18 protein-coding genes are annotated in these 22,976 nt (G+C 61.6%); 8 read left to right on the forward strand and 10 right to left on the reverse strand.

The window, feature by feature from the left end:
- Window positions 1-14: 14 nt before the first annotated feature.
- Window positions 15-2,120, reverse strand: a complete 2,106-nt coding sequence (gene cstA / locus ACOTX2_RS09485; protein ID WP_038415638.1) for a pyruvate/proton symporter CstA — start codon at window positions 2,118-2,120, stop codon at window positions 15-17.
- Window positions 2,121-2,388: 268 nt separating this feature from the next.
- On the opposite strand from cstA, the gene ACOTX2_RS09490 reads away from it, so the two are divergent.
- The 3 genes from ACOTX2_RS09490 to ACOTX2_RS09500 are packed head-to-tail and all read left to right on the forward strand — an operon-like array spanning window position 2,389 to window position 4,671.
- Window positions 2,389-3,084, forward strand: coding sequence for a nucleoside recognition domain-containing protein (locus ACOTX2_RS09490; RefSeq protein WP_063148034.1), 696 nt, complete (start codon window positions 2,389-2,391; stop codon window positions 3,082-3,084).
- Window positions 3,081-3,545, forward strand: coding sequence for a YjiG family protein (locus tag ACOTX2_RS09495; RefSeq protein WP_023305665.1), 465 nt, complete (start codon window positions 3,081-3,083; stop codon window positions 3,543-3,545). The genes ACOTX2_RS09490 and ACOTX2_RS09495 overlap by 4 nt, the downstream gene beginning before the upstream one ends.
- Window positions 3,546-3,558: 13 nt before the next feature.
- Complete coding sequence (locus ACOTX2_RS09500; RefSeq protein WP_063148035.1) at window positions 3,559-4,671, forward strand: M20 family metallopeptidase; 1,113 nt, start codon at window positions 3,559-3,561, stop codon at window positions 4,669-4,671.
- Window positions 4,672-4,761: 90 nt separating this feature from the next.
- On the opposite strand, the gene entH is transcribed toward ACOTX2_RS09500, so the two are convergent.
- The 5 genes from entH to entC are packed head-to-tail and all read right to left on the reverse strand — an operon-like array spanning window position 4,762 to window position 9,587.
- Window positions 4,762-5,175 (reverse strand): proofreading thioesterase EntH, encoded by a 414-nt coding sequence (gene entH, locus ACOTX2_RS09505; RefSeq protein ID WP_063148036.1) that lies wholly within the window; start codon window positions 5,173-5,175, stop codon window positions 4,762-4,764.
- Window positions 5,175-5,927 (reverse strand): 2,3-dihydro-2,3-dihydroxybenzoate dehydrogenase EntA, encoded by a 753-nt coding sequence (gene entA, locus ACOTX2_RS09510; RefSeq protein WP_023305663.1) that lies wholly within the window; start codon window positions 5,925-5,927, stop codon window positions 5,175-5,177. The genes entH and entA overlap by 1 nt, the downstream gene beginning before the upstream one ends.
- Window positions 5,927-6,781 carry an isochorismatase gene (locus tag ACOTX2_RS09515; RefSeq protein WP_022647383.1) on the reverse strand — a complete coding sequence of 285 codons (855 nt, stop codon included), beginning with the start codon at window positions 6,779-6,781 and terminating at the stop codon, window positions 5,927-5,929. Before ACOTX2_RS09515 ends, entA begins: the two co-directional genes overlap by 1 nt.
- A 10-nt stretch (window positions 6,782-6,791) precedes the next feature.
- On the reverse strand, window positions 6,792-8,402 hold the full coding sequence (gene entE / locus ACOTX2_RS09520) for a (2,3-dihydroxybenzoyl)adenylate synthase EntE (protein ID WP_063148037.1): 1,611 nt from the start codon (window positions 8,400-8,402) through the stop codon (window positions 6,792-6,794).
- A 9-nt stretch (window positions 8,403-8,411) separates the two neighbouring features.
- Entirely contained in the window at window positions 8,412-9,587 is a 1,176-nt protein-coding gene (entC, locus tag ACOTX2_RS09525; RefSeq protein WP_063148038.1) for an isochorismate synthase EntC, read from the reverse strand.
- Window positions 9,588-9,775: 188 nt separating this feature from the next.
- On the opposite strand from entC, the gene fepB reads away from it, so the two are divergent.
- Window positions 9,776-10,735, forward strand: a complete 960-nt coding sequence (gene fepB / locus ACOTX2_RS09530; RefSeq protein WP_063148039.1) for a Fe2+-enterobactin ABC transporter substrate-binding protein — start codon at window positions 9,776-9,778, stop codon at window positions 10,733-10,735.
- A gap of 77 nt (window positions 10,736-10,812) precedes the next feature.
- Here the strand turns inward: fepB and entS are convergent, their stop codons facing one another.
- On the reverse strand, window positions 10,813-12,039 hold the full coding sequence (gene entS / locus ACOTX2_RS09535; protein ID WP_023299557.1) for an enterobactin transporter EntS: 1,227 nt from the start codon (window positions 12,037-12,039) through the stop codon (window positions 10,813-10,815).
- Window positions 12,040-12,147: 108 nt separating this feature from the next.
- Between entS and fepD the strand changes: the two genes are divergently transcribed.
- From fepD to fepC, 3 genes are read left to right on the forward strand one after another with little or no spacing between them, the layout of a single operon-like run.
- Window positions 12,148-13,152, forward strand: coding sequence for a Fe(3+)-siderophore ABC transporter permease (fepD, locus tag ACOTX2_RS09540; protein ID WP_032624697.1), 1,005 nt, complete (start codon window positions 12,148-12,150; stop codon window positions 13,150-13,152).
- Window positions 13,152-14,141, forward strand: a complete 990-nt coding sequence (gene fepG, locus ACOTX2_RS09545; RefSeq protein WP_074136373.1) for an iron-enterobactin ABC transporter permease — start codon at window positions 13,152-13,154, stop codon at window positions 14,139-14,141. Before fepD ends, fepG begins: the two co-directional genes overlap by 1 nt.
- The gene (gene fepC, locus ACOTX2_RS09550) at window positions 14,138-14,938 is read left to right on the forward strand and encodes an iron-enterobactin ABC transporter ATP-binding protein (protein ID WP_063148041.1); all 801 of its coding nucleotides are present in this window, start codon (window positions 14,138-14,140) and stop codon (window positions 14,936-14,938) included. The genes fepG and fepC overlap by 4 nt, the downstream gene beginning before the upstream one ends.
- Before the next feature lie 120 nt (window positions 14,939-15,058).
- On the opposite strand, the gene entF is transcribed toward fepC, so the two are convergent.
- The 3 genes from entF to fes are packed head-to-tail and all read right to left on the reverse strand — an operon-like array spanning window position 15,059 to window position 20,335.
- Window positions 15,059-18,916 (reverse strand): enterobactin non-ribosomal peptide synthetase EntF, encoded by a 3,858-nt coding sequence (gene entF / locus ACOTX2_RS09555; protein WP_063148042.1) that lies wholly within the window; start codon window positions 18,914-18,916, stop codon window positions 15,059-15,061.
- Complete coding sequence (locus ACOTX2_RS09560; protein WP_063148043.1) at window positions 18,913-19,125, reverse strand: MbtH family protein; 213 nt, start codon at window positions 19,123-19,125, stop codon at window positions 18,913-18,915. Before ACOTX2_RS09560 ends, entF begins: the two co-directional genes overlap by 4 nt.
- Window positions 19,126-19,135: 10 nt before the next feature.
- The gene (gene fes / locus ACOTX2_RS09565; protein ID WP_063148044.1) at window positions 19,136-20,335 is read right to left on the reverse strand and encodes an enterochelin esterase; all 1,200 of its coding nucleotides are present in this window, start codon (window positions 20,333-20,335) and stop codon (window positions 19,136-19,138) included.
- 146 nt (window positions 20,336-20,481) lie between these two features.
- Here fes and ACOTX2_RS09570 point away from each other — a divergent pair, with 146 nt between their 5' ends.
- Window positions 20,482-22,722, forward strand: coding sequence for a TonB-dependent siderophore receptor (locus tag ACOTX2_RS09570; protein ID WP_023299551.1), 2,241 nt, complete (start codon window positions 20,482-20,484; stop codon window positions 22,720-22,722).
- Window positions 22,723-22,976: the final 254 nt, after the last annotated feature.

Raw genomic sequence — 22,976 nt, forward strand, 5'->3', positions numbered from 1 at the left:
ACCCGGCACACGGGTTAATGCGCCCCTTTCGCCTGGGTGACAATCTCGTCCAGGTTCTCAGGCATTGGCTCATACGGCGTCTCTTTCGCCGTTGGCGTGTCGACTTTCAACGCCGCCAGCGCGGTTTTCAGAGAATACAACGCCAGCACCACAACCACCACCATAAAGAAGATGGTCAGCCCGGCGTCCAGACGGTTGTTAAACACCAGCTGGGACAGCTGAGATTCGGTGTACTGCGCCGGGATCTTGCCGCTGTCGATCATCGCCTGGAACTTGTTGGCAATGGCCAGGAAGCCCACCTTGTTGTCCGGGCTGAAGGCTTTCTGCCAGCCTGCTGTCAGGGTACAGATCAGCAGCCACGCCGTTGGCACCAGCGCCACCCATGCGTAACGCTGGCGCTTCATCTTGAACAGGACTACGGCACAAAGCATCAGCGCCATGCCCGCCAGCATCTGGTTGGCGATTCCGAACAGCGGCCACAGGGTGTTAATGCCGCCCAGCGGATCGACCACGCCCTGATGCAGGAAGTAGCCCCACGCCAGCACGCACAGTGCCGTCGCCAGCAGGTTAGCCGGGAGTGAATCGGTACGTTTCAGATTCGGGGAGATCACCCCCAGCAGATCCTGCAACATAAAGCGCGCAGCGCGCGTACCGGCATCAACCGCCGTCAGGATAAACAGCGCCTCGAACAGAATGGCGAAGTGATACCAGAACGAGACATCCATCAGCCCGCCCAGCGCACCGTGCAGGATGTAGGCCATACCCACCGCCAGCGTCGGCGCCCCGCCCGCACGGGAGATAATCGACTGCTCGCCGACCTCGTTAGCGATATGCGTCAACGTTTCAGGGGTAATCGCAAAGCCCCAGCCGCTCACCACCTGCGCGGCAGAGGCGACCACGTCAACAGTGCCGGCCGGGGCCAGTACCGCCATCGGGCTGTTCATCGCGAAGTACACGCCCGGGTCGATAATACAGGCCGAGACCAGCGCCATAATCGCCACGAAGGATTCCATCAGCATGCCGCCATAGCCAATCAGGCAGGCCTGATTTTCATTCGCCAGCATCTTCGGCGTGGTCCCGGAGGCGATAAGCGCATGGAAGCCAGACACTGCCCCACAGGCGATGGTGATAAACAGGAACGGGAACAGGTTACCGGTCCAGACCGGGCCGGTGCCGTCAATGAATTTGGTCAGGGCAGGCATGGTCAGGGTCGGGCGCATAATCAGAATGCCGATCGCCAGCCCGACGATGGTACCAATTTTCAGGAACGTAGAGAGGTAGTCACGCGGGGCCAGCAGGAGCCATACCGGCAGCACCGCCGCCACGAAGCCGTAGCCCACCAGCATCCAGGTCAGCTGCACGCCGGTGAAGTCGAAGAACGGTGCCCAGGTCGGGCTTTCCGCCACCCAGCCACCGGAGATAATAGCAAACACCAGGAACACCAGGCCAATGACTGAAACTTCACCAATGCGTCCCGGACGCAGATAGCGAATGTAGATCCCCATGAACAGCGCCAGCGGAATGGTGAAGGCGACGGTATAGGTTCCCCACGGGCTGTGGGTCAAGGCTTTCACCACAATCATCGCCAGTACCGCGAGGATGATGACCATGATCATAAAGGTCGCCACCAGCGCAATCACCCCGGCAGTTGCCCCCATCTCCTCTTTCACCAGCTCACCCAGCGAACGACCGTCGCGACGGGTGGAGACGAACAGCACCATGAAGTCCTGCACCGCGCCCGCCAGCACCACCCCCGCGAGGATCCAGATCATCCCCGGCAGGTAGCCCATCTGCGCGGCCAGTACCGGCCCCACCAGCGGGCCTGCCCCGGCAATCGCCGCGAAATGGTGACCGAACAGCACTTTTTTATCGGTCGGCACGTAGTCCAGACCATCGTTATGACGCACGGCCGGCGTCATGCGTGTGCCGTCTACGCCCAGTACCGTCTTCGCGATATAACGGCCATAAAAACGGTATGCGATCAGATAAATGCAGACGGAGGCGACCACGATCCAGAGCGCATTGATCTGCTCCCCCCGGTTGAGGGCGATGTAGCCCAGGGCAAAGGCTCCCACAACGGAGAGCCCTGCCCATATAAGGTATTTCCCTGAGTTGTTCATAATGGTTATCCGTTGTTGTGATACAGTGAGATGTTACATTTTGTTTCTAGAACAACGGATAAAATTTAACAACTTTGAAACGCAATAATGCGTGGTCAAACCAGACATTTACACCACATTGTTAAGCCGATCACTTTCGTAGCGTCACCGTTCACACTTTTACCTTTTTCGGCCAGACACCGCCTTACGGAATGATTTGTATCATTTTTTTTGGCCATAACCTCGCCAGAATGATCCTGCGCAATCGCGTGCATACAAGGAAAAGGATATGAACAGTTCAGTACCTCAGGATAGTCAGGTCGGGCCGGGCGCGTACTTCGCGCTGGCGTTTGCAGCCGTTTTCTTCTCGGGTCTGTTAGGCGGACAAGAGTGGTACGGCGTCTTTGATTTCACCACCCTCAACGGCGCATTTGGCAAAGTGGTCAGCAAAGCCAGTCTGGATGACGGTACGTTAACCACAGCCAGCAGCGCCTTTCGCGGCACCGGCGGCAGCGGCGCGATGGACGGGTTTCTCTTCGCGCTCGGTTTAATTCCCGCGGTGATGTTCGCCCTGGGGATAATCAACGTGCTGGAGCACTATGGCGCCCTGCGTGCCGCGCGAAAACTCTTAACTCCTCTGCTGCGCCCGCTATTGGGGATCCCTGGCACCACCGGGCTGGCGCTGATTGGCAGCCTGCAAAGTACCGACGTGGGCGCGTCGCTTACCCGTAATCTCTCTGATGAAGGGCAAATCAGCGAAAAAGAGAAAGACGTTTTCGCCATGTTCCAGTTCTCCGTCGGGGCGATGATCACCAACTTTTTCTCTTCCGGGGCGATCCTCTTCACGCTGCTCGCCGTTGACGGCACGGCGGCGGTGCCCACCTCCATCGGGGCCTGTATCGCGGTGATGTTTATCATGAAAATTGTCGGCGCCAATCTGCTGCGCCTGATCCTGACGTTTACCCATAAAGGAGACGCCGCATGAGTGCCCCACAGTCCAATCCCGTCATTACCGATGTGTTTATCGAAGGCGCGCGCAAAGGCTGGAGCATTGCCACCAGCAGCACGCTGCCCAACGTGGTGATGGCCTTTATCATCATCAAGGCGCTGGAAATTACCGGCGCGCTGAAAGGGCTGGGCACGATCTTCTCTCCGCTGATGGGCCTGTTTGGCCTGCCGGGCGAAGCGGCCGCCGTGCTGATTGGCGGCTGGATGTCGATGGGCGGCGGGATCGGCGTTGCCATCGGCCTGTTTGATAAAGGCATCCTCACCGGCGAGCACCTGGCGATCCTGGCGCCCGCCATCTACCTGATGGGCTCGCAGGTGCAGTACCTGGGCCGCATTCTGGGGGTGATTGGCACCCGCGCCAAACGTATTCCGCTGATGATCGCCCTCTCGGTGGTCAACGCTTTCTTAGCCATGCTGCTGATGCGCATTATTCTCTGAACAGGACGTGAACATGAACCTTGACCATTATATCGAAGAGCTGAAAACCCTGGTGAACGTAGACTGCGGCACCCAGACGATTGACGGCGTCGCCGCTGTTGCAGGCATCATCCAGCAACTGTGGCAGCGCGAAGGCTGGCATACGGAGCAGGTGAACCTGGGCGACAAGGTGGGCCCCGGCGTCTTCGTCAGTAACAAGCCGCAGGCGGAACGGTTCGACGTGCTGCTGGTCGGGCATCTGGATACCGTATTTCCCGCCGGCACCGTGGCCGCGCGTCCGCTGAGCGAGGATGAAACCCGCCTGTACGGCCCCGGCGTCTCGGATATGAAGAGCGGACTTATGAATATTTTGTGGGCAATGCGCGCGCTTGACGCCGCAGACAACGATCGTCTCGCGATTGCCGTTGCGATGAACCCGGACGAAGAGACCGGATCTGTCCATTCCCATGAGTGGATTGGCGAGCTGGCTAAGCGTTCCCGCTGCGTGCTGGTGTGCGAAGCCGCCCGCGCCGACGGTTCGCTGGTGAAAGCGCGTAAAGGGATGGCGGGCTATCACCTCACCTTTAGCGGCGTGGCGGCACACGCGGGCAATGACCCGGAAAAAGGCCGCTCGGCGATCACCGCGCTGGCAAAGAGCGTTATCGCCATCAATGCGCTGACGGACTGGGATCGCGGCACTACACTTAACGTCGGCGTAATTCAGGGCGGCAGCGCGGCGAACGTGGTCGCGGACAGCGCTGTGGCAGAACTGGACGTTCGCTTCTGGGAAAACGACGAGTATGACCGGGTGAACCAGGCGCTGGAGTTGTTATGTGAACAAGGCTTTTTAGACGGCGTGACCACCACGCTGACGCGGGTTAATCACAAACCGGCGATGGCCGCGAGCGACGCGACGCAGGCGCTGATGCAGCAGGTTGAAGCGGCGGGTAAAGCGGAAGGCATCGACATTACCTGGCAGGCAGTCGGCGGCGGCAGCGACGCCAACCACACCGCCGCGCTCGGCATCCCCACGCTTGACGGCTTCGGGCCGGTTGGCGCCGGGTTCCACAGCCCGGCGGAATGGCTGGATAAAGCGTCCATTGCGCCGCGAATTCGGCTGTTGACGCGGGTGGTATCGATGTTGTAACAACCGCCCGGTGGCGCTTTGCTTACCGGGTCTGCATGTTTCGTAGGCCGGGTAAGGCGAAGCCGCCCCCCGGCACTCCCGCCGCACAATCTAACCCAGCACCATCGTACTCAACCGACACGTACAGCACCGCCGCCCCTGCTCGTCGAACACCACAATCTCCCAGCTCTGACTGGAGCGGCCCAGATGCAGCGGCTGACATACGCCGCGCACCTTACCGTGAGAGACCGCGCGGTGGTGCGTAGCGTTCAGTTCCGTGCCCACCACATTCTGCCCGTCGCGGGTCATCAGAAAACCGGCCATCGACCCCAGCGTTTCCGCCAGCGCCGCCGACGCACCGCCGTGCAGCAGGCCAAACGGCTGGTGTGTGCGCGCATCCACCGGCATCTCCGCTTCCAGCGTATCGTCCCCGAGGCGGGTATAGACGATGCCAAGGTGTTCCACCATCGTGTTCTGGCTAGTGGAATTCAGTTCGTCGAGGGATAAATGACGTTTCCAGATCATTACGCCCCCAGCGTGGAGCCGCCGTCCACCACGATATCCTGCAAGGTGATATGGCTGGCGGCATCGGATGCCAGGAACAGCACGGTCGCGGCAATCTCCTGCGGACGGGCAATTTTACCGAGCGGAATGCCGAGTTTGAACTGCTCGCCGAAGCCGCGAATGCGCCGCTGTTCCGCATCATCGCTGGTCCACAACGTGCGCTGCATGTCGGTATCCGTAGAACCCGGCGACACCAGGTTACAGCGTACGCCGCTGCCCGCCAGCTCCAGCCCGACGGTCAGCGCCAGGCTTTTCAGCGCCGCTTTCGACGCGCCGTAGGCGCTCATGCCGATGCGCGGCGTGTGCGCCGCGTCAGAGGCCACCGTCACAATCGCCCCGCCCTGCTGACGACGGAACTGGCCCATCGTCTGCTGGAACAGGTTGAACGCGCCGCCGACGTTGACCGCAAAGGTCTGCTGCCAGTCCTCCTGCGAAAGCTGATCCGTCGCGCCCATACGCAGAATGCCCGCCGCGTTAACCAGCACGTCGAGCCGCTCAAGGCTGCTGAGCAAACGCCCGCAGACATCACTCGCCTGCGCCGCATCCGCCACGTCCAGTGTTTCGGTGGCAAACGGATATTCGCCGTGAGGGAAAGCCAGATCGAACCCGGTCACCTGCGCCCCGGCCTCCACAAATGCCAGCGCGGTCGCATAGCCAATGCCCTTACCCGCGCCCGTCACCCAGACGGTTTTACCGGTAAAATCAAAAGCCATCACTTCACCTCGCGGGAGAGCAGCGCCCACCAGGCATCGAGGGTCGGATTTTTTGCCAGCATCACGAAATCAATGTCGCCGTGCACTTTGCGCCAGCGGGCGGCCAGCGCCATCATCCGTACTGAATCCAGACCGTAGTCGATCAGGTTTTCATCATCCATCGGCTCGTCGGACTCGTCCAGCAGCGGCAGGATCAGCTCACGCAGCGCGGCTTTCGTTGCCGGAACAGACGGCAGCAGCTCGTCGGTCATCACCACGCGGCCCGAACGTCCTGCCACGTATTTCAGCGACATCAGGTGCTCGTCGCGGGTGAAATCCGCCAGCGCGTCGGCGATAAAGAACGGTTTGATGTCGCGCATAAAGGCGTCGGTGGCGGTGGTCATGCAGCCGATGTGGGCGTACACGCCGGTGATCAAAAGCTGGTTGCGGCCGGTCTCTTTCAGCATCTGCTCCAGCGGGGAGCGGTGGAACGCGCTGTAGCGCCACTTCACCAGCACGGTGTCCGCTTCGTCCGGGGTCAGCTCAGCGACGATGCGCTGCTGCTCCGGCGAGCGAGTCAGACCCGGCCCCCACATATCGTTCAGCAGGGCGCGGTCTTCATCGCTCTGATCTTTCGGCTGCGCGGTGTAGTACACCGGAATATTGTGCTCTTTGCAGTACGCGCGCAGTTTAGCGATGTTCGCCACTACCTGCTGCATCATGTCGCTATTTTCGCCCCAGAAATTCAGGAAGTACTCCTGCATATCGTGGATCAGCAGCGCGGCGCGCTCCGGCTCAAACGCCCAGCTTACTTTACTGGTCGGCAGTTCGGCGGCGGTTGGCAGCGCATATGCGGTTAATTTTGGAATAGCCATTCTCTGTTCCTCAGCCCCGGGCGCGTTCAGCAAGCCACAGGCGCAACTGTTTCTTATCAACTTTGCCGACCGGCGTGAGCGGAAGCGCATCCACGCTCTCCACGCGGTCCGGCAGCTTAAATTCGGCAACGCCCTGCTCGCGCAGGAAGCGGCGCACCTCCACCGCGCGCAGCGGCTGTTTCACCACCAGGTACGCGCAGCTTTTTTCGCCCAGCAGGCTGTCCTCCATGCTCACCAGCGCGGCGTGGATCACCGCGTCGTGGCGCAGCAGCAGGTTTTCGATCTCTTCGGCGGCGATCTTCTCGCCACCGCGGTTGATCTGATCTTTCTCGCGCCCCTGCACGGTGATGTAACCCTGCTCGTCGATGGCGATCAGATCGCCTGAGCAGTAGAAGCCGTTGGCATCGAAGGCGCTGGCGTTGTGGTCCGGGCTGTTGAAATAGCCGCGGAAGGTGTAAGGGCCGCGCGTCATCAGACGCCCGACCTCCCCGCGCGGCAGCGGGTTGCCGTCCTCGTCCGCCACCCACACTTCATCGTCCGGGCACATCGGGCGGCCCTGGGTATTGATGATGCGCTCCGGCGCATCGTCGAGGGCGGTATAGTTCACCAGCCCTTCCGCCATGCCAAACACCTGCTGAAGCTGGCAGCCAATTTCCGCCGGAATGCGCGCCGCAAGCGTGGCGGAGAGGCGCGCGCCGCCCACCTGGAGCAGCCTGAGGGATTTCAGCTGGGCGTTCCCCGCGCCGTCGGCAATCGCCTGCAACCACAGGCTGACCGCGGGCGGCACCAGCGAGGTGACGTTTATCTGATGCTGCTCAATCAGCGGGAAGCAGAGCGTGGCGCTCGGATCGTTCGCCAGCACCACGCAGCCACCCGCCGTGAAAACGCCTAACGATCCTGGCGAGCTCATGGCGTAGTTATGCGCCGCGGGAAGGGCGTTCAGATAGCGGGTGTGCGCAGTGATACCGCAGATTTCGTTGCTGCGACGGATGCTGTAGTCGTAATCGTTATGCGTGCGCGGGATCAGCTTCGGCGTGCCGGTGCTGCCGCCGGAGAGCTGGAAGAACGCCACTTCGTCGGCGGGCGTCGGGTTCGGGATGAAATTGTCCGCCGGGCGCGCAATCGCCGCCTCCAGCGCATGTTCGCCCTTATCGCCGCGCAGCAGCACAACGCGTACCGAGCGATGCGCATCCACAACGGTGTTGAGAAAATCATCGCCCGAGAACAGCGCGTGGTCGCGATCGGCAATCAGCACGGCGGGTTTGATCTGCTCCGCGTAGGCGTTGAGTTCACTGCGCTGATGGCTAAAGAGCGCGTTGACCGGCGCGACGCCGATTTGCAGTAGCGCGAAGAAGGTGATGTAGAACTCGGCCACGTTGCCAAGCTGTACCAGCGCGGTCTCCCCGCGATGCAGCCCCTGCGCCTGAAGGGAGGACGCCAGATTCGTCACCGCCTGATTAAACGCGCGGTAGGTGATGCGGCGTTCGCCGTCAATTATCGCGACCGTATCGCTGTCCGCATGGTCCGTCAGGATGTGGGTCAGCGGCAGATCCTGCCAGTAGCCTTTTTCACGGTAGCGGCGGGCAAACTCCTCAGGCCAGCGGGTAAAAGGGATGGTCATGAGTATTCCTTAGTGCAAACCAAACACGTTGAGCATGGTGGAGAGCTTCACGCCCGTCTCGCGCCACTCGCCGACCGGGGAGGAGGCAGGCACAATGCCCGCGCCGGCAAACAGGCGAACGGTATTTTGATGCAGCCGCGCGCAGCGGATAGTTACCACCCACTCGCCGTTACCTTCGCTGTCGCACCAGCCGACGATGCCGCCGAACAGCTCGCGGTCAAACGGCTCCAGCTCGGCAATCAGCTCTTTTGCCGCCTGATGCGGGAAGCCGCTCAGCGCGGGCGTCGGGTGCAGCAGGCAGGCCAGCGTCAGGGCGTTCTCGTTTTCACGAGCCTCACCTTCTACCGGCGTGGCCAGATGCCACAGCGTCGGGGTGGTGATGAGCTGCGGGGAAGCCGGCATGCTCAGATGATGGCTACGCGGTTCCAGAATGGTTTTCATCGCCTGCGTGACCAGATCGTGCTCGTGGCGGTCTTTTTCGGAGGCCAGCAGCTTAGTGCCCGCTTCGCGATCCAGCACATCGTCCGGCTGACGGCGCGCAGAGCCCGCCAGCGGCAGCGAGCTAAAGTGCGCGCCCTCTTTACGCAGCAGCAGTTCCGGGCTGGCGCCCAGCAGCACGCCGCCGTCTTCCAGCGGTACGTGGAAGTTAAAGCTCGCCGGGTTCTGGGCGATAAGACGCTCCATCAGCGCGCTGCTATCGATCTGTTTGTCGGTGGCGATATCAATCAGGCGCGACAGCACCACCTTATTCACCTGCGGCGTGGCGGTGAGCGACGCGGCGCGAGCCACCATCTCCTCGAAAACCGGCTGCGGCGGGATCTCGGTGCGTTGTTGCACGTTCAGCGTCTGCGCGCCGGAGGCGTAGCGTGCGGACTGCTGACGCGCCGGGCGGGAGAAGGTTTGCCAGCGTTGCGGAATAAACAGCGATGACGGTTTGCGGGTATCGAAGGGGATCGCCCCTACCATCACCGGATGGGCAATGCCGCTGGCTTTCGCATTCCGGAAAGCCTGTGCTAATTTCTGCTGAAAAGGACCCGCCGGATCGTCACCGCCCACAGCGGGTTCAGAAAAACGGGCAAAACAGCCGGACGTGGTAAAACTGCGATAGGGCGACATAAAGAAAAAGCTGTCTGATTGCAGCGTGGTCGCGGTGTGCTGAACTTCCTCAGCCAGGGACGTGTCCATATCATCCTCCTTAAAATGATAAAAGAAGCAATAATGATTATCATTTATATTTTAGTCGGCTAACCTAATCCCACATCGCCCCGCTGTCAACCGTCGGGCAAATAACTTGTGCGACAAACGCTTGCATCCCTTCCCTACAGCCCTGAAAATGAGAAGCATTATCTTCAATAAAATCAGGATGCCGCTCTGTGAAAATCGCTGCCGTTTGCCGCAATGCCCTTCTTTTAACAGGACTTTTTGTTTTAGGACTAACCTCAGCCCTCGCCGCCGACTGGCCGCGCCAGGTCACCGACAGCCGCGGCGTTCACACGCTTGAGAGCAAACCGACGCGCATTGTCTCCACCAGCGTGACCTTAACCGGCTCCCTGCTGGCCATTGACGCGCCGGTCATTGCCAGCGGCGCGACCACGCCAAACAACCGCGTGGCGGATGCGCAGGGCTTCCTGCGTCAGTGGGGCGATATCGCCAAACAGCGTAAGGTTGCCCGGCTGTACATCGGCGAGCCGAGCGCCGAAGCCGTCGCGGCCCAGATGCCGGACCTGATTTTGATCAGCGCCACCGGCGGGGATTCCGCGCTGGCGCTCTACGATCAGCTTTCCGCCATCGCGCCGACGCTTATCATTAACTACGACGACAAAAGCTGGCAGGAACTGCTGACCCAACTGGGGACGATCACCGGGCAGGAGACACAGGCCGCAGAGCGCATCGCTGCCTTCGACAAACAGCTCGCCAAGGTGAAACAGCAGATGAAGCTGCCGCCACAGCCGGTGAACGCCATCGTCTACACCGCCGCGGCGCACACGGCGAACCTGTGGACGACAGACTCCGCGCAGGGCAAGCTTTTGCACCAGTTGGGCTTTACGCTGGCCGACGTGCCTGCCGGGTTGCACACCTCAAAAAGTCAGGGCAAACGCCACGACATTATCCAGTTAGGGGGTGAAAACCTGGCGACGGGGCTGAACGGCGAAGGGCTGTTCGTGTTTGCCGGCGATCAGAAAGACGTGGACGCGATTTACGCCAACCCGCTGCTGGCGCATCTGCCGTCGGTGAAGAACAAGCGCGTCTGGGCATTAGGAACCGAGACGTTCCGCCTGGATTATTACAGCGCGATGTTGGTGTTGCAGCGTTTGAATACAATTTTTAAATAAGTGGCACGTTCCCCGTAGGCCCGGTAAGCGCAGCGCCACCGGGCGTTTTGTCGGGTGGCGGCTACGCCTTACCCGACCTACAGGGTCTGCCTGAACCGACGCAACTCCACCAGAACCGCCAGTAAAATCACGCCAACAACGGCTAACACAAACCCGCTGCTGCTCGCCGACGCCACCGGGGTCATTATCGCCCCCAGCCCGCCGAGGATCGCCGCGCCAATCGCATCGCCCGTGACATTCTGCGCCGTCCACAGGCCGTTAATGCGCCCGAGCATCCCTTCCGGCGTCTGGGTCTGGATCAGGGTGTACTGTAAAAGAGAGCTGACCGCGCTCAGCCAGCCGAAAATCACCAGACACATCACCCCCAGCGCCCACACCGGCATCAGGCTAAAGAAACCAATGGCGATAAACGAGGCCAGCGTCGCCACCAGCATGATCAACCCCGGTCTCGCGCTCTGCGCCAGGTTGCCGCTGGTCAGCGCCCCGAAGGCCGCACCGAGCGGAATGGCGGCGTACAGCACGCCAATCTCTGAGGCGCTCATCTGCCACTCACCCGCCAGCGCCGGATACAGCACGCGCACGGCGCTCGCCATCGTCAGCAGGCCGCCGAGCAGCGCAATGCCGCCAATCAATGGGTTGCTGAACAGGAAACGAATCGCGGCCATCAGGGACTTCAGCGGATGCTCGCGCGGCTGCGGCGGGGGTGGCAGGAGCGGCAGACGCAGTAGCGTCAGGGTGGTAATAAACGTTCCCGCCGCGGCAAGGCCGTAGTTCCACGCCACGTTGCCGGTCGCCAGCAACAGACCGCCCACCATCGGCGAAATCACCGAGCCGAGACGTACGGTGAGCATGGTGATCGCCCCCGCCTGCATCAGGTTCTCGCGCCCGACCAGCGCGGGCGTGGCCGCCAGCAGCGCCGTCACGCCTAACGAAGCAAAAAAGCCGTCCCACAATCCCAGCACGTAAATGGCCACCAGCGACGGCTCCGGCAGCATGGCGTTCAGACACAGCCCGACAAAGCCCACCCCGCAGGTGCCGCGCGCCAGCAGGATCAGTTTTTTACGCTCGTAGCGGTCCGCCAGCACGCCGCCCACCATCAGGCCGATAAACATCGCCCCGCCGGTTAAGGTGACGGATAACCCCACCAGCCAGCTGGAGTGAGTCATGGTCTGGATTTGCACCGGTACGGCCACACCAAGCAGACCGAGGGACAAAATGGAGATAAAGCGAGCGATAAAAACGGCGCGATACGCCGGGTGTGTTTTGAGCAGGCTGAGGTTAAGCAGCCAGGATTTTTGATTCATGACAAAGCCTTGAGTCTATTTCTACCCATTCCATGGGCGCACATGCTAACATAGCCAAATAAGATAGATAACGATAATCACTATCATTATCAAATCATGGATGTTGCTATGTCGTTTTCCTCTTCTGCGGTGCGCGCCCTTGCCGTGCCCGTTTTATTGCTACTGCTAATCCTTGCGATTGCACTCAGCCTGCTGGTCGGCGCAAAACCGCTGCCCGCGTCCGTTATTGTCGATGCGCTATCCGGTACCTGTCAGAGTGCCGACTGCACCATCGTGCTCGACGCTCGCCTGCCCCGCACCCTTGCCGGATTGCTGGCTGGCGGTGCGCTCGGCCTTGCCGGTGCCCTGATGCAAACCCTCACCCGCAACCCGCTGGCGGACCCCGGCATTCTCGGCGTTAACTCCGGCGCAAGCTTTGCCATCGTGCTCGGCGCAGCGCTGTTTGGATTTACGTCCCCCTCTGAACAGCTGGTGATGGCTTTTTGCGGCGCGCTGGCGGCCTCGCTGGTGGTGGCGTTTACCGGCAGCCAGGGCGGCGGCCAGCTCAGCCCGGTACGCTTAACGCTGGCGGGCGTAGCGCTCGCGGCGGTACTGGAAGGCTTGTCCAACGGCATCGCCCTGCTCAACCCGGACGTGTATGACCAGCTGCGCTTCTGGCAGGCGGGTTCGCTGGATATTCGTACCCTTGAAACCTTAAAGGTGGTGGTGATCCCGACGATCGTCGCTGCCGCCGTGGCGCTCTGTTTAAGCCGGGCGCTGAACAGCCTGAGCCTCGGCAGCGATACCGCGACCGCCCTCGGCAACCGCGTGGCGCGCACGCAGCTGACGGGGCTACTCGCCATTACCGTGCTCTGCGGCAGCGCGACCGCCGTGGTCGGGCCGATTGCCTTTATCGGCCTGATGATGCCGCACATGGCGCGCTGGCTGGTGGGGGCGGATCACCGCTGGTCGCTGCCGGTCACGCTGCTGGCGACCCCTGCCCTGCTGCTCTTTGCCGACGTACTGGGCCGCCTGCTGGTGCCGGGTGAACTGCGCGTCTCGGTGGTCAGCGCCTTTATCGGCGCGCCGGTTCTGATCTTCCTGGTTCGACGCAGACGCGGGGGTGGCGCATGATGGCCCCGTCCCGTCGTTTACTTACCAGCGTCGCCCTGCTGGTCGTCGCCAGTCTGCTGCTGGCGGTCTGGAGCCTGCAAAGCGGTGCCGTAATGCTTGATTTCGCGCAGGTCTTTCACGCTCTCAGCGGCAGCGCGCCGCGTAACATCACCATGGTGGTCACCGAATGGCGACTGCCGCGCGTGGCGATGGCGATCCTGGTGGGCGCGGCGCTTGGCGTCAGCGGCGCGATATTCCAGTCGCTGATGCGTAACCCCCTCGGGAGCCCGGACGTGATGGGCCTGAATACCGGCGCGTGGAGCGGCGTGCTGGTGGCGATGGTGCTGTTCGGGCAGCATCTTACGGCCATTACCTTTACGGCGATGGCGGGCGGCATTCTCACCTCCCTGCTTATCTGGGCCCTGGCCTGGCGCAACGGCATCGACACCTTCCGTCTGATCATCATCGGGATCGGCATCCGTGCGATGCTGATGGCGTTCAACACCTGGCTTCTGCTACAGGCATCGCTGGAAACCGCGCTCTCCGCCGGGCTGTGGTACGCCGGCTCCCTCAACGGTCTGACGTGGGGAAAAACCTGGCCCGCCGCGCCGCTGATTTTGCTGATGTTTATTGGCGCGTTGCTGCTGGTCAGGCGCATGCGGCTGCTGGAGATGGGCGACGACAGCGCCTGCGCGCTGGGCGTGAGCGTAGAGCGCTCGCGCCTGATGCTGATGCTGGTGGCGGTCTTGCTGACCGCAGCGTCTACCGCCATCGCCGGGCCGATCTCCTTTATTGCCCTCGTAGCCCCGCATATCGCGCGGCGTCTTAGCGGTACTGCGCGCTGGGGATTAACCCAGGCGGCGCTGTGCGGCGCATTGTTACTGCTGGCCGCCGATCTCTGCGCTCAGCAGCTGTTTATGCCTTATCAACTGCCGGTGGGCGTGGTGACCGTCAGCCTCGGCGGGATTTACCTCATCGTCTTGCTCGTTCAGGAGTCACGCAAGAAATGACAGATTCAACATTCCGCTTGCGCGGCGAAAACTTGTCCCTCGGCTACGGCAAAAAAATCATTGCCCGGGATTTATCCGTGTCCATTCCGGACGGCCACTTCACCGCCATTATCGGCCCGAACGGTTGCGGCAAATCGACCCTGCTGCGCACGCTGAGCCGCCTGATGTCGCCGGTTGAGGGTAGCGTGTTCCTCGACGGGGAGCAGATCCAGCGCTTCGCCAGCAAAGAGGTGGCGCGCCGAATTGGCCTGCTGGCGCAAAACGCCACCACGCCGGGGGATATTACCGTGCAGGAGCTGGTCTCCCGCGGGCGCTACCCGCACCAGCCGCTGTTTACCCGCTGGCGCAAAGAGGACGACGAGGCGGTGAAGCGCGCGATGCAGGCGACGGGCATCACCGATCTGGCCCAACAAAGCGTCGATACTCTCTCCGGCGGACAGCGCCAGCGCGCCTGGATTGCAATGGTACTGGCGCAGGAAACCTCGATTATGCTGCTGGACGAGCCGACAACCTGGCTCGATATCAGCCATCAGATTGATCTGCTGGAGCTGCTGAGCGAACTGAACCGCACGCAGGGGTACACCCTGGCGGCAGTGCTGCACGACTTAAATCAGGCGTGCCGCTACGCGACGCATCTGATTGCGCTGCGCGACGGCGAGATTGTGGCGCAGGGCGCGCCGAAGGAGATTGTGACGCCGGATCTGATCGCGCGGATCTACGGCATGCGCTGCATGATTATTGACGATCCGGTGGCGGGTACGCCGCTGGTGGTGCCGTTGGGCAAGCGTGCGGTCTGATGCCCTCACCCCGGCCCTCTCCCACAGGGAGAGGGAGCAAACCATCCCCTCTCCCACAGGGAGAGGTAGCAAACCATCCCCTCTCCCCGTGGGAGAGGGTTAGGGTGAGGGGCATTTGCACTATTCTAAAATTTCCTTCAGTACCGGCCCAATCTTCTCAAACGCCTGCGGTGAAATAATATCCACGTGGGCGCAGTCCTGGCTGTACACCTCCAGCGCACTCACCCACGGCGCCCATGCGGCCTGCGGATCCATGGTTCGCGTGCGTTCGGCGACAAACAGCGTCGCTTTGCCGTCGAACCGTGAACTATGCGCGGTGGTGAGCAGCCGCACCGCATCGGCGTAGTTGCCTTCAATAGCGTCAAACAGCTCGCTGGAACCTTGCCGCTGCTGGGCGGCGATAAACGCCTGACGCTCGCGCTCAATTTCCGCCAGCACCTCAGGATCGAGGCCATTGGCCTCTTTCTCCGCCCAGTTCTGGGTTTCCGGCGGCCAGGTATCCAGCAGGCCGAGGAACGCTACGTTTTCACCCTGCTCGCGCAGACGCGCCGCAATGCCCTGCGCCAGCGTGCCGCCGAGGGAATAGCCGAACAGATAATACGGCCCCTGCGGCTGCTGCTTACGCAACGTGTTCAGATGATGTTCGATCACCGCATCGAGATCCGCACACTGCTCCATCGGCCCCTCAGGCCGGGGAGACTGAATACCGACGATTGACCAGCGCGGGCTGAGGTAGCGCGCCAGGACGCTAAACTGCCAGGCAAAGCCGGACGCCGGATGGAAGCAGAACAGCGTGGGGCCGTTGCTTTCACGCAGCGGGAGAACAGTTTCATACCCCAGACGCTGCGCCTGCTCGTCGCTCATCTGCGAGTCCAGCAGGCCGCTAAGCTTACTCACCGTCGAGGCGACCATAATCTGGCCCGGCGTGACCTTACGGCTGAACGCACGGCTGAGCTGAGCCGCGAGGCGCATCGCCAGCAGCGAGTGGCCGCCGAGGGCAAAGAAATCGGCTTCGATATCGTTCACTGCGCAGCCCAGCAGGGCAGAAAACGCCTGCGCCACGGCGACTTCGGTTTGTGTCTCAGGCGCGCGACCAGAGGTTTTGCTGGTCAGCTCCGGCAGCGGCAACGCCTTGCGATCCAGCTTGCCGTTGGCGCTTAACGGCAGCGCGCTGATTTGCAGCAGCACCACCGGCACCATATGTGGCGGCAGCTGGGCTTTGAGTGATGCTAGCAGCGCGTCGCGATCCAGCGGTAAGCCGGATTCGGAGACAACGTACCCCACCAGCTGGCGGGCATCGCCACCCGTCGCCGCTGCCTGGTTGAACACGCAGGCGTGCGCCACGGCCTGGGCCACATCCGGCAGCGCGAGCATCGCCCGATCGATTTCGCCCAGTTCGATACGCTGTCCGCGGATTTTTAACTGGTCATCGCTGCGGCCCAGATATTCCACCGCGCCGTTGTCCAGCCAGCGGGCAACGTCCCCGGTGCGGTACATCCGCTCGCCGGGGGCAAAAGGATCGGCGATAAAGCGGCTGGCGGTAAGGTCGGGGCGTCCCAGATACCCCTGCGCCAGCTGGATGCCGGTGAGATACAGATCCCCCGCCACGCCGAACGGCACCGGGCGCATCATCGCGTCCAGAATGCGCAGCCCCGTATTCCACACCGGGAAGCCGATCGGCACGCTGTTCCCTTCCACCGCCGCCAGCTCGGGGCCGTACGCCGGATACCAGCTGACGTCCACCGCCGCTTCGGTCGGGCCATAGAGGTTGTGCAGAGGCGCATGGGTGAGTTGTTCCCACTCGCGGCACAGCGCAGTCGGCAACGCCTCGCCGCTACAGAACACCTGCTTCAGCGTCCTGCAACAGTCGACGTTTTCCGGCGTCAGCGAGGCGACGAACGCCGCCAGCATCGACGGCACGAAGTGGGTGGTGGTTACGCCATATTGTGCGAAGAAGCTCTGCATCGCCTGCGGATCGCGGTGCGCGTCCGGCTCGGCCATCACCAGCTTCGCCCCGGCGATAAACGGCCACCAGAACTCCCACACCGACACGTCAAAGCTGCACGGCGTTTTCTGCGCCACCACGTCATGCGCCGCCAGTGAATAATGATCCTTCATCCACTTCAGGCGGTTAACGATGGCGGTATGGCCGACCATCACGCCTTTTGGTCGTCCCGTCGAACCGGAGGTAAAGATGATGTACGCGGTCTGCTCCGGCTTCGCCAGGCGCAGAGGTTCAGCATCGGTGGCCGGTAATAGTGTGTTGTAACTAAAGGTGGCGATCGGCAGATCGTTAAAGCGCGGAAGCTGCTCGTCGGTGGTAATGAGCAGCGACGGCTTCGCGTCCTCCAGCATCATCCGCAGACGGTCGTCCGGGTAACCGGTATCCAGCGGCAGCCAGGCGGCGCCAGCTTCAACAATCCCGTGCAGCGCCAGGGTCAGGAACACCGAGCGCGGGAGCGCCACCGCCACGCTGTCGCCCGGCTTCACGCCGCGCGCGCGCAGCAGATTTGCCAGCGCGACCACCTGCTCGCGCATCTGGCGGTAGTTCAGCTCAGTATGGGCATCCGCCAGCGCCGGGGCGTCCGGCGTTTTGCTCGCCTGCTCCGCGACAAGGTCCGCCAGCGTGGTGGACGGCAGCGCCAGCCCGGTATCGTTGATTCGCGCCAGCCGGGCGTATTCCTGCTCTGATACGGTTTCCACGTCGCCACAGCGCAGGTCCGGGTTGGCGGCAAACTGCGTCAGCATTGCGTTCAGCCGCGCCGCGTGCCCCTTCAGCGTCGCCTCGTCGTAACGCTGCCTGTTGGCGAGGATCTCAATGCTTAGTCCGCCCTGCTCGTCCGGGAACAGCGCCAGCTCCAGATCGTTCACCGGGCCGGTCGCCAGCGTGTGGGTAATGGCCTCCACGCCGTCGATATCCAGCTGATAATCGAACACCTTGACGTTCAGCACCGGACCAAACAAGGGTTCGTCCCCTGCGGCCTGCCCGCTGTCGCGCACGATCTGCTCGGCATCGTAGCGCTGATGGCGGCGCATCTTTTTCAGCTGGTTCGCCAGGCGCAGCGCCAGCGCTGGCAAGCTCTCGTGCGGGCGAATATTCACCGCCAGCGGCAGGACGTTGAGCACCGGTCCGGTCGCGGTCAGCGCGGCGGAGCCCATACGGCGCATAAAGATAAACCCGGCGGCGTAGTCCAGCCGTCCGGTCAGGCGGCCCAGCCACAGCGCCACCAGCGCAAGCGCCAGATCGGTTCGCTGCGTTTGTCCGGCCGCCTGTGCAAGCTGGCTGAACGCACGGCCGTCCATCGCCATTTTCAGGCGCAGGATGTCGGTGGTGGCGGCACGTCCCGGCAGGGGCGCGGAAGAGAGCGAGACCGGAGAAGGAAGCTGTTTGCGCTGTTCGGCCCAGAAAGCACCGTCGCGCTGATACGCCTCGCTGTCGCGATAGCGCTGATACTCCTCTACCACCTCGGCGAACGGAGTAAACGGGGAGGCGGGCGCAGGTTCACCTTTCTGCCACGCAGCGTAAATGGCGGCGATTTGACGGGTAATGGCCGGGAAACTGAAGCCATCTACCACCAGATGATGATACCGCTGATACCAGTACCAGTGGTTTTCTCCCACCTGAATCAGCTGGTGAAACGCCAGCGGCTGACCGCTGTCGACGCGCAGGTTCTGGTTGAGATCGGCCTCCATCAGCGCCACGGCGGCGTCGTGGGAGTTAACGCGCACAATGGACGGCTCCGGCAGGATCATGGCCTCATCGATCCACTGCCACACCTCGCCGTTATCCTCGGTGAAACGCATCCGCAGGGTGTCGGCCTGCATCATGCCTTCAGCGATGGCTTTTGCCAGCAACGGCGCGTCGATAGCGCCTTTCAGTTCGGTGTAGTGCGCCACGCTCCAGGCGTTTGGAAGGGAGGAAAGCTGCTCTGCCATCCAGATCCCCGGCTGGGCGGCGACAAGAGGGAGACGGTTCATGCGCGCTTCCCCGCAAAATAAGACGGCTCAAGCGTCTGCCACTGTTCCGCCAGCCACTGCTGGCACGCCTCCTGAGATTGCGGTTCGCACACCACGCGCCAGCCCGCGGGCAACTCGCACTCCTGCGGCCACAGGCTGTACTGCCCCTGGTCATTTTGCAAAATGGCGAACTGTCCCTGCGGATTATCGAAAGGATTGCTGAATTCCATACAGACTCCGTTATTGAATAAGCGGCTGCCAGAGGGTCATCAGCCCCTGTGTCAGCCCACCGCGCCAGCAAAGCGCATCGTGTCCGCCGTCAACCTGACGCCAGAAAACCGGTTGCTGAGTGTGTAGTTCGGCGAGGATCGCCTGGTTTGCGCGTAAGATAAGCGGCTCGTTGCGCCCGGCCTCAAGGACGATGCGCAGCCCGCGAGCGGTTTTTTCACCCGCTTTGAGTTGTTCAATGAGCAGCCCGTCCTGCTGCGCGCCGCGGTGCGGCCACCAGTAGGATCCGGACTGGCTGAGGATGCAGCCAAAACGCTGCGGCCAGTTGAGGCCCGCATAGAGGGAAGAGAGCCCGCCGAAGCTCTGACCCGCCACCACGGTATGGTCGGCGCGGTCGCTGAACGGGGCCATGCTTTTCACCTGCGGGAGAAGTTCGTCCTGCACCGCCAGCCAGAAATCAGGGTTACACGGCAGCTCGCGGCTGCGGTGTGCGGTGTCAATCACGTCGATTAAGACATAGACCGCAGGCGGCAGTTTGCCTTCATGGGTGAGCGACGCCAGCGCAGGCCAGACGGGCATGCTTTCGGCCCAGAACTGCCCGTCGAGCAGCACCGCCAGCGGGCGCTCGGGGCTTTCATCCCCGGTGGTAAAAATCCACACGCGGCGACGGTTCTTCAGACGCGCGCTGTGCCACTCAATGCAGACAGGCTTTTTGTAAGGGGTATCGGGATGGTTCCAGCCGGGCTGTACGGGCGCCTCCGGCATCTCCAGCGCCGAGACGGCGTGCCCGCGCCCGCCGCGCCAGCTCTGGGCATTCAGCGGGTCGGACACCGCGTGCGGCAGCAGTTTGCGCCAGCCTTCGCGCAGCGCCATGCGGTCCGGCTGCTCGCCTTCAAACACTGCGCTGGCAAAATCATCTTCATTGTCGGAGGGGATAAAACAGTAGCTGCCGCGCCATTCGGGGCTGAACTCGCCCTGCCACTGCCAGACGTCGGTATCCGGGATACGTTCAAGGGACTGCGGACGGGCATTTTGATGGTGATCGGTCACGCCGGTGACGTAGAGCCAGACGCGTTTAATCGTCGACGTTTTCTGCGTTCCCGCCGGGTCCCGCCACCAGAATGTCACGCGATAGTTTTCCTGATGACGTTCCCGTTCCGGCCCGTTTTTCGCCTGCCACCACGCTTCACTTCCGGTTGTTAACGCCGTCACCCTTATAACCCCATGTTTAACAGTCTTTTTTGTTTCAGAGCAAATTTTATTGATAATATTATTGATAACTATTTGCATTTGCAATAGCGTAATGCCCGCGCTGTGGGAAGCGCGCTCATTAAATAACCATAAAAGCGGGACGTACAATGAATAAGAAGATTCACTCTCTGGCCTTGCTGGTCAATTTAGGGATTTATGGTGTCGCGCTGCCCGCCATGGCAGACGACAACACCGCCTCCGCGCAGCACGAAGACACCATGGTGATCACCGCCGCCGAGCAGAATTTGCAGGCGCCGGGCGTGTCGACCATCACCGCCGACGAGATCCGCAAAAACCCGCCCGCGCGCGACGTGGCGGAAATCATCCGCACCATGCCGGGCGTTAACCTGACCGGCAACTCCACCAGCGGCCAGCGCGGGAACAACCGCCAGATTGACATTCGCGGCATGGGCCCGGAAAACACCCTGATCCTGATTGACGGCAAGCCGGTCACCAGCCGCAACTCCATCCGTCTGGGCTGGCGCGGCGAGCGTGACACCCGCGGCGATACCGGCTGGGTACCGCCAGAGATGATCGAGCGCATCGAAGTGATCCGTGGCCCGGCCGCTGCACGCTACGGTAACGGCGCGGCGGGCGGCGTGGTGAACATCATCACCAAAAAATTCGACGACCAGTGGCACGGCTCCTGGAACACCTACCTGAACGCGCCAGAACATAAGGACGAAGGTTCGACTAAACGCACCAACTTCAGCCTGAGCGGCCCGCTGGGCGGCGACTTCAGCTTCCGCATGTTCGGTAACCTGGACAAAACCCAGGCCGATGCGTGGGACATCAACCAGGGTCACCAGTCTGAACGTACCGGTGCCTACGCCAACACCCTGCCCGCAGGCCGTGAAGGTGTGGAAAACAAAGACATCAACGGCGTGGTGCGCTGGGACTTCGCACCAATGCAGTCGCTGGAGTTTGAAGCGGGCTACAGCCGCCAGAACAACCTGTATGCGGGCGACACGCAGAACACCAACAACGACAACGCGCTGGTGAAGAAGAACTACGGTAAAGAGACAAACCGCATTTATCGTCAGAACTTCGCCGTGACCTGGAACGGCGGCTGGGATAACGGCATTACCACCAGCAACTGGGCGCAATACGAGCACACCCGCAACTCCCGTCTGGGTGAAGGACTGGCGGGCGGTACTGAAGGTCTGTTCAACAGCAATAAATTCACCGACACCGATCTGTCCGACGTGATGCTGCACAGCGAAATCAACCTGCCGATTGATTTCATTGTGAACCAGAACCTGACGCTCGGCACCGAGTGGAACCAGCAGCGCATGAAGGACTCGACCTCCTTCACGCAAACCCAGCAGGGCGGCACCATCCCGGGCATGAGCGAAGACCGTAGCCCCTACACGTCAGCGGAGATCTTCTCCCTGTTCGCCGAAAACAACATGGAGCTGACCGACAGCACCATGCTGACCCCTGCCCTGCGCTTCGATCACCACACTATTGTCGGCAATAACTGGAGCCCGTCCCTGAACCTGTCGCAAGGTCTGGGGGATGACTTCACCCTGAAGATGGGCATCGCGCGCGCCTATAAAGCGCCAAGCCTGTATCAGACCAACCCGAACTACCTGCTGTACAGTAAAGGCCAGGGCTGCTACGCCAGCTCCGACGGCGTGGGCTGCTACATGATGGGTAACGACGATCTGAAAGCGGAAACCAGCATCAACAAAGAGATTGGCCTGGAGTGGAAACGCGACGGCTGGCTGGCGGGCGTGACCTGGTTCCGCAACGACTATCGCAACAAGATTGAAGCGGGCTACGCGCCGATTGGCCAGACGTCCACCGGCAAAGTCACCACCGATATCTACCAGTGGGAAAACGTACCGAAGGCGGTAGTGGAAGGTCTGGAAGGCTCCCTGAACGTGCCGGTCAGCGATACCATCAACTGGACCAACAACATCACTTACATGCTGCAAAGCAAGAACAAGGAGACCGGCGATCGTCTGTCGATCATCCCGGAGTATACGCTGAACTCTACCCTGAGCTGGCAGGTACGTCAGGATGTCTCATTGCAGTCGACCTTCACCTGGTACGGCAAGCAGCAGCCGAAGAAGTACAACTACAAAGGTCAGCCGGTGACCGGGTCTGAGAAAGACGAAGTCAGCCCGTACAGCATCGTTGGCCTGAGCGCGACCTGGGACGTGACGAAAAACGTCAGCCTGACCGGCGGCGTGGACAACGTCTTCGACAAGCGCCAGTGGCGCGCCGGTAACGCCCAGACCACGGGTAATACCACGACGGGTGCGTATATGTACGGTGCGGGTGCGTATACGTATAATGAGCCGGGTCGCACCTGGTACATGAGCGTGAATACGAGGTTCTGATACAGGTAGTGACTTCCCCCTCTCCCTATGGGCTGAGGGATCCCCAGTAATTTTTTTATGCAGAAGCAATAAAGTTGCTTTCTAAATGACTGAGGGCTGTCAGCGATGCCCTGGTCCGGCTGTAAATCGCTGAGGCGTTTGCCTTCCGGCCGGGGCGAGGCGCAGGGATGCGCCGAGAGGGCGGCTTTACAGGGACGTTGCCTCCGCCCGTACCCGATAAGCCGGAAGGAATAAGCCGAGGGCACCGCGAAGCG

Source organism: Enterobacter cloacae complex sp. IR5412 (assembly GCF_049237385.1).
GTDB classification, from domain to species: domain Bacteria; phylum Pseudomonadota; class Gammaproteobacteria; order Enterobacterales; family Enterobacteriaceae; genus Enterobacter; species Enterobacter intestinihominis.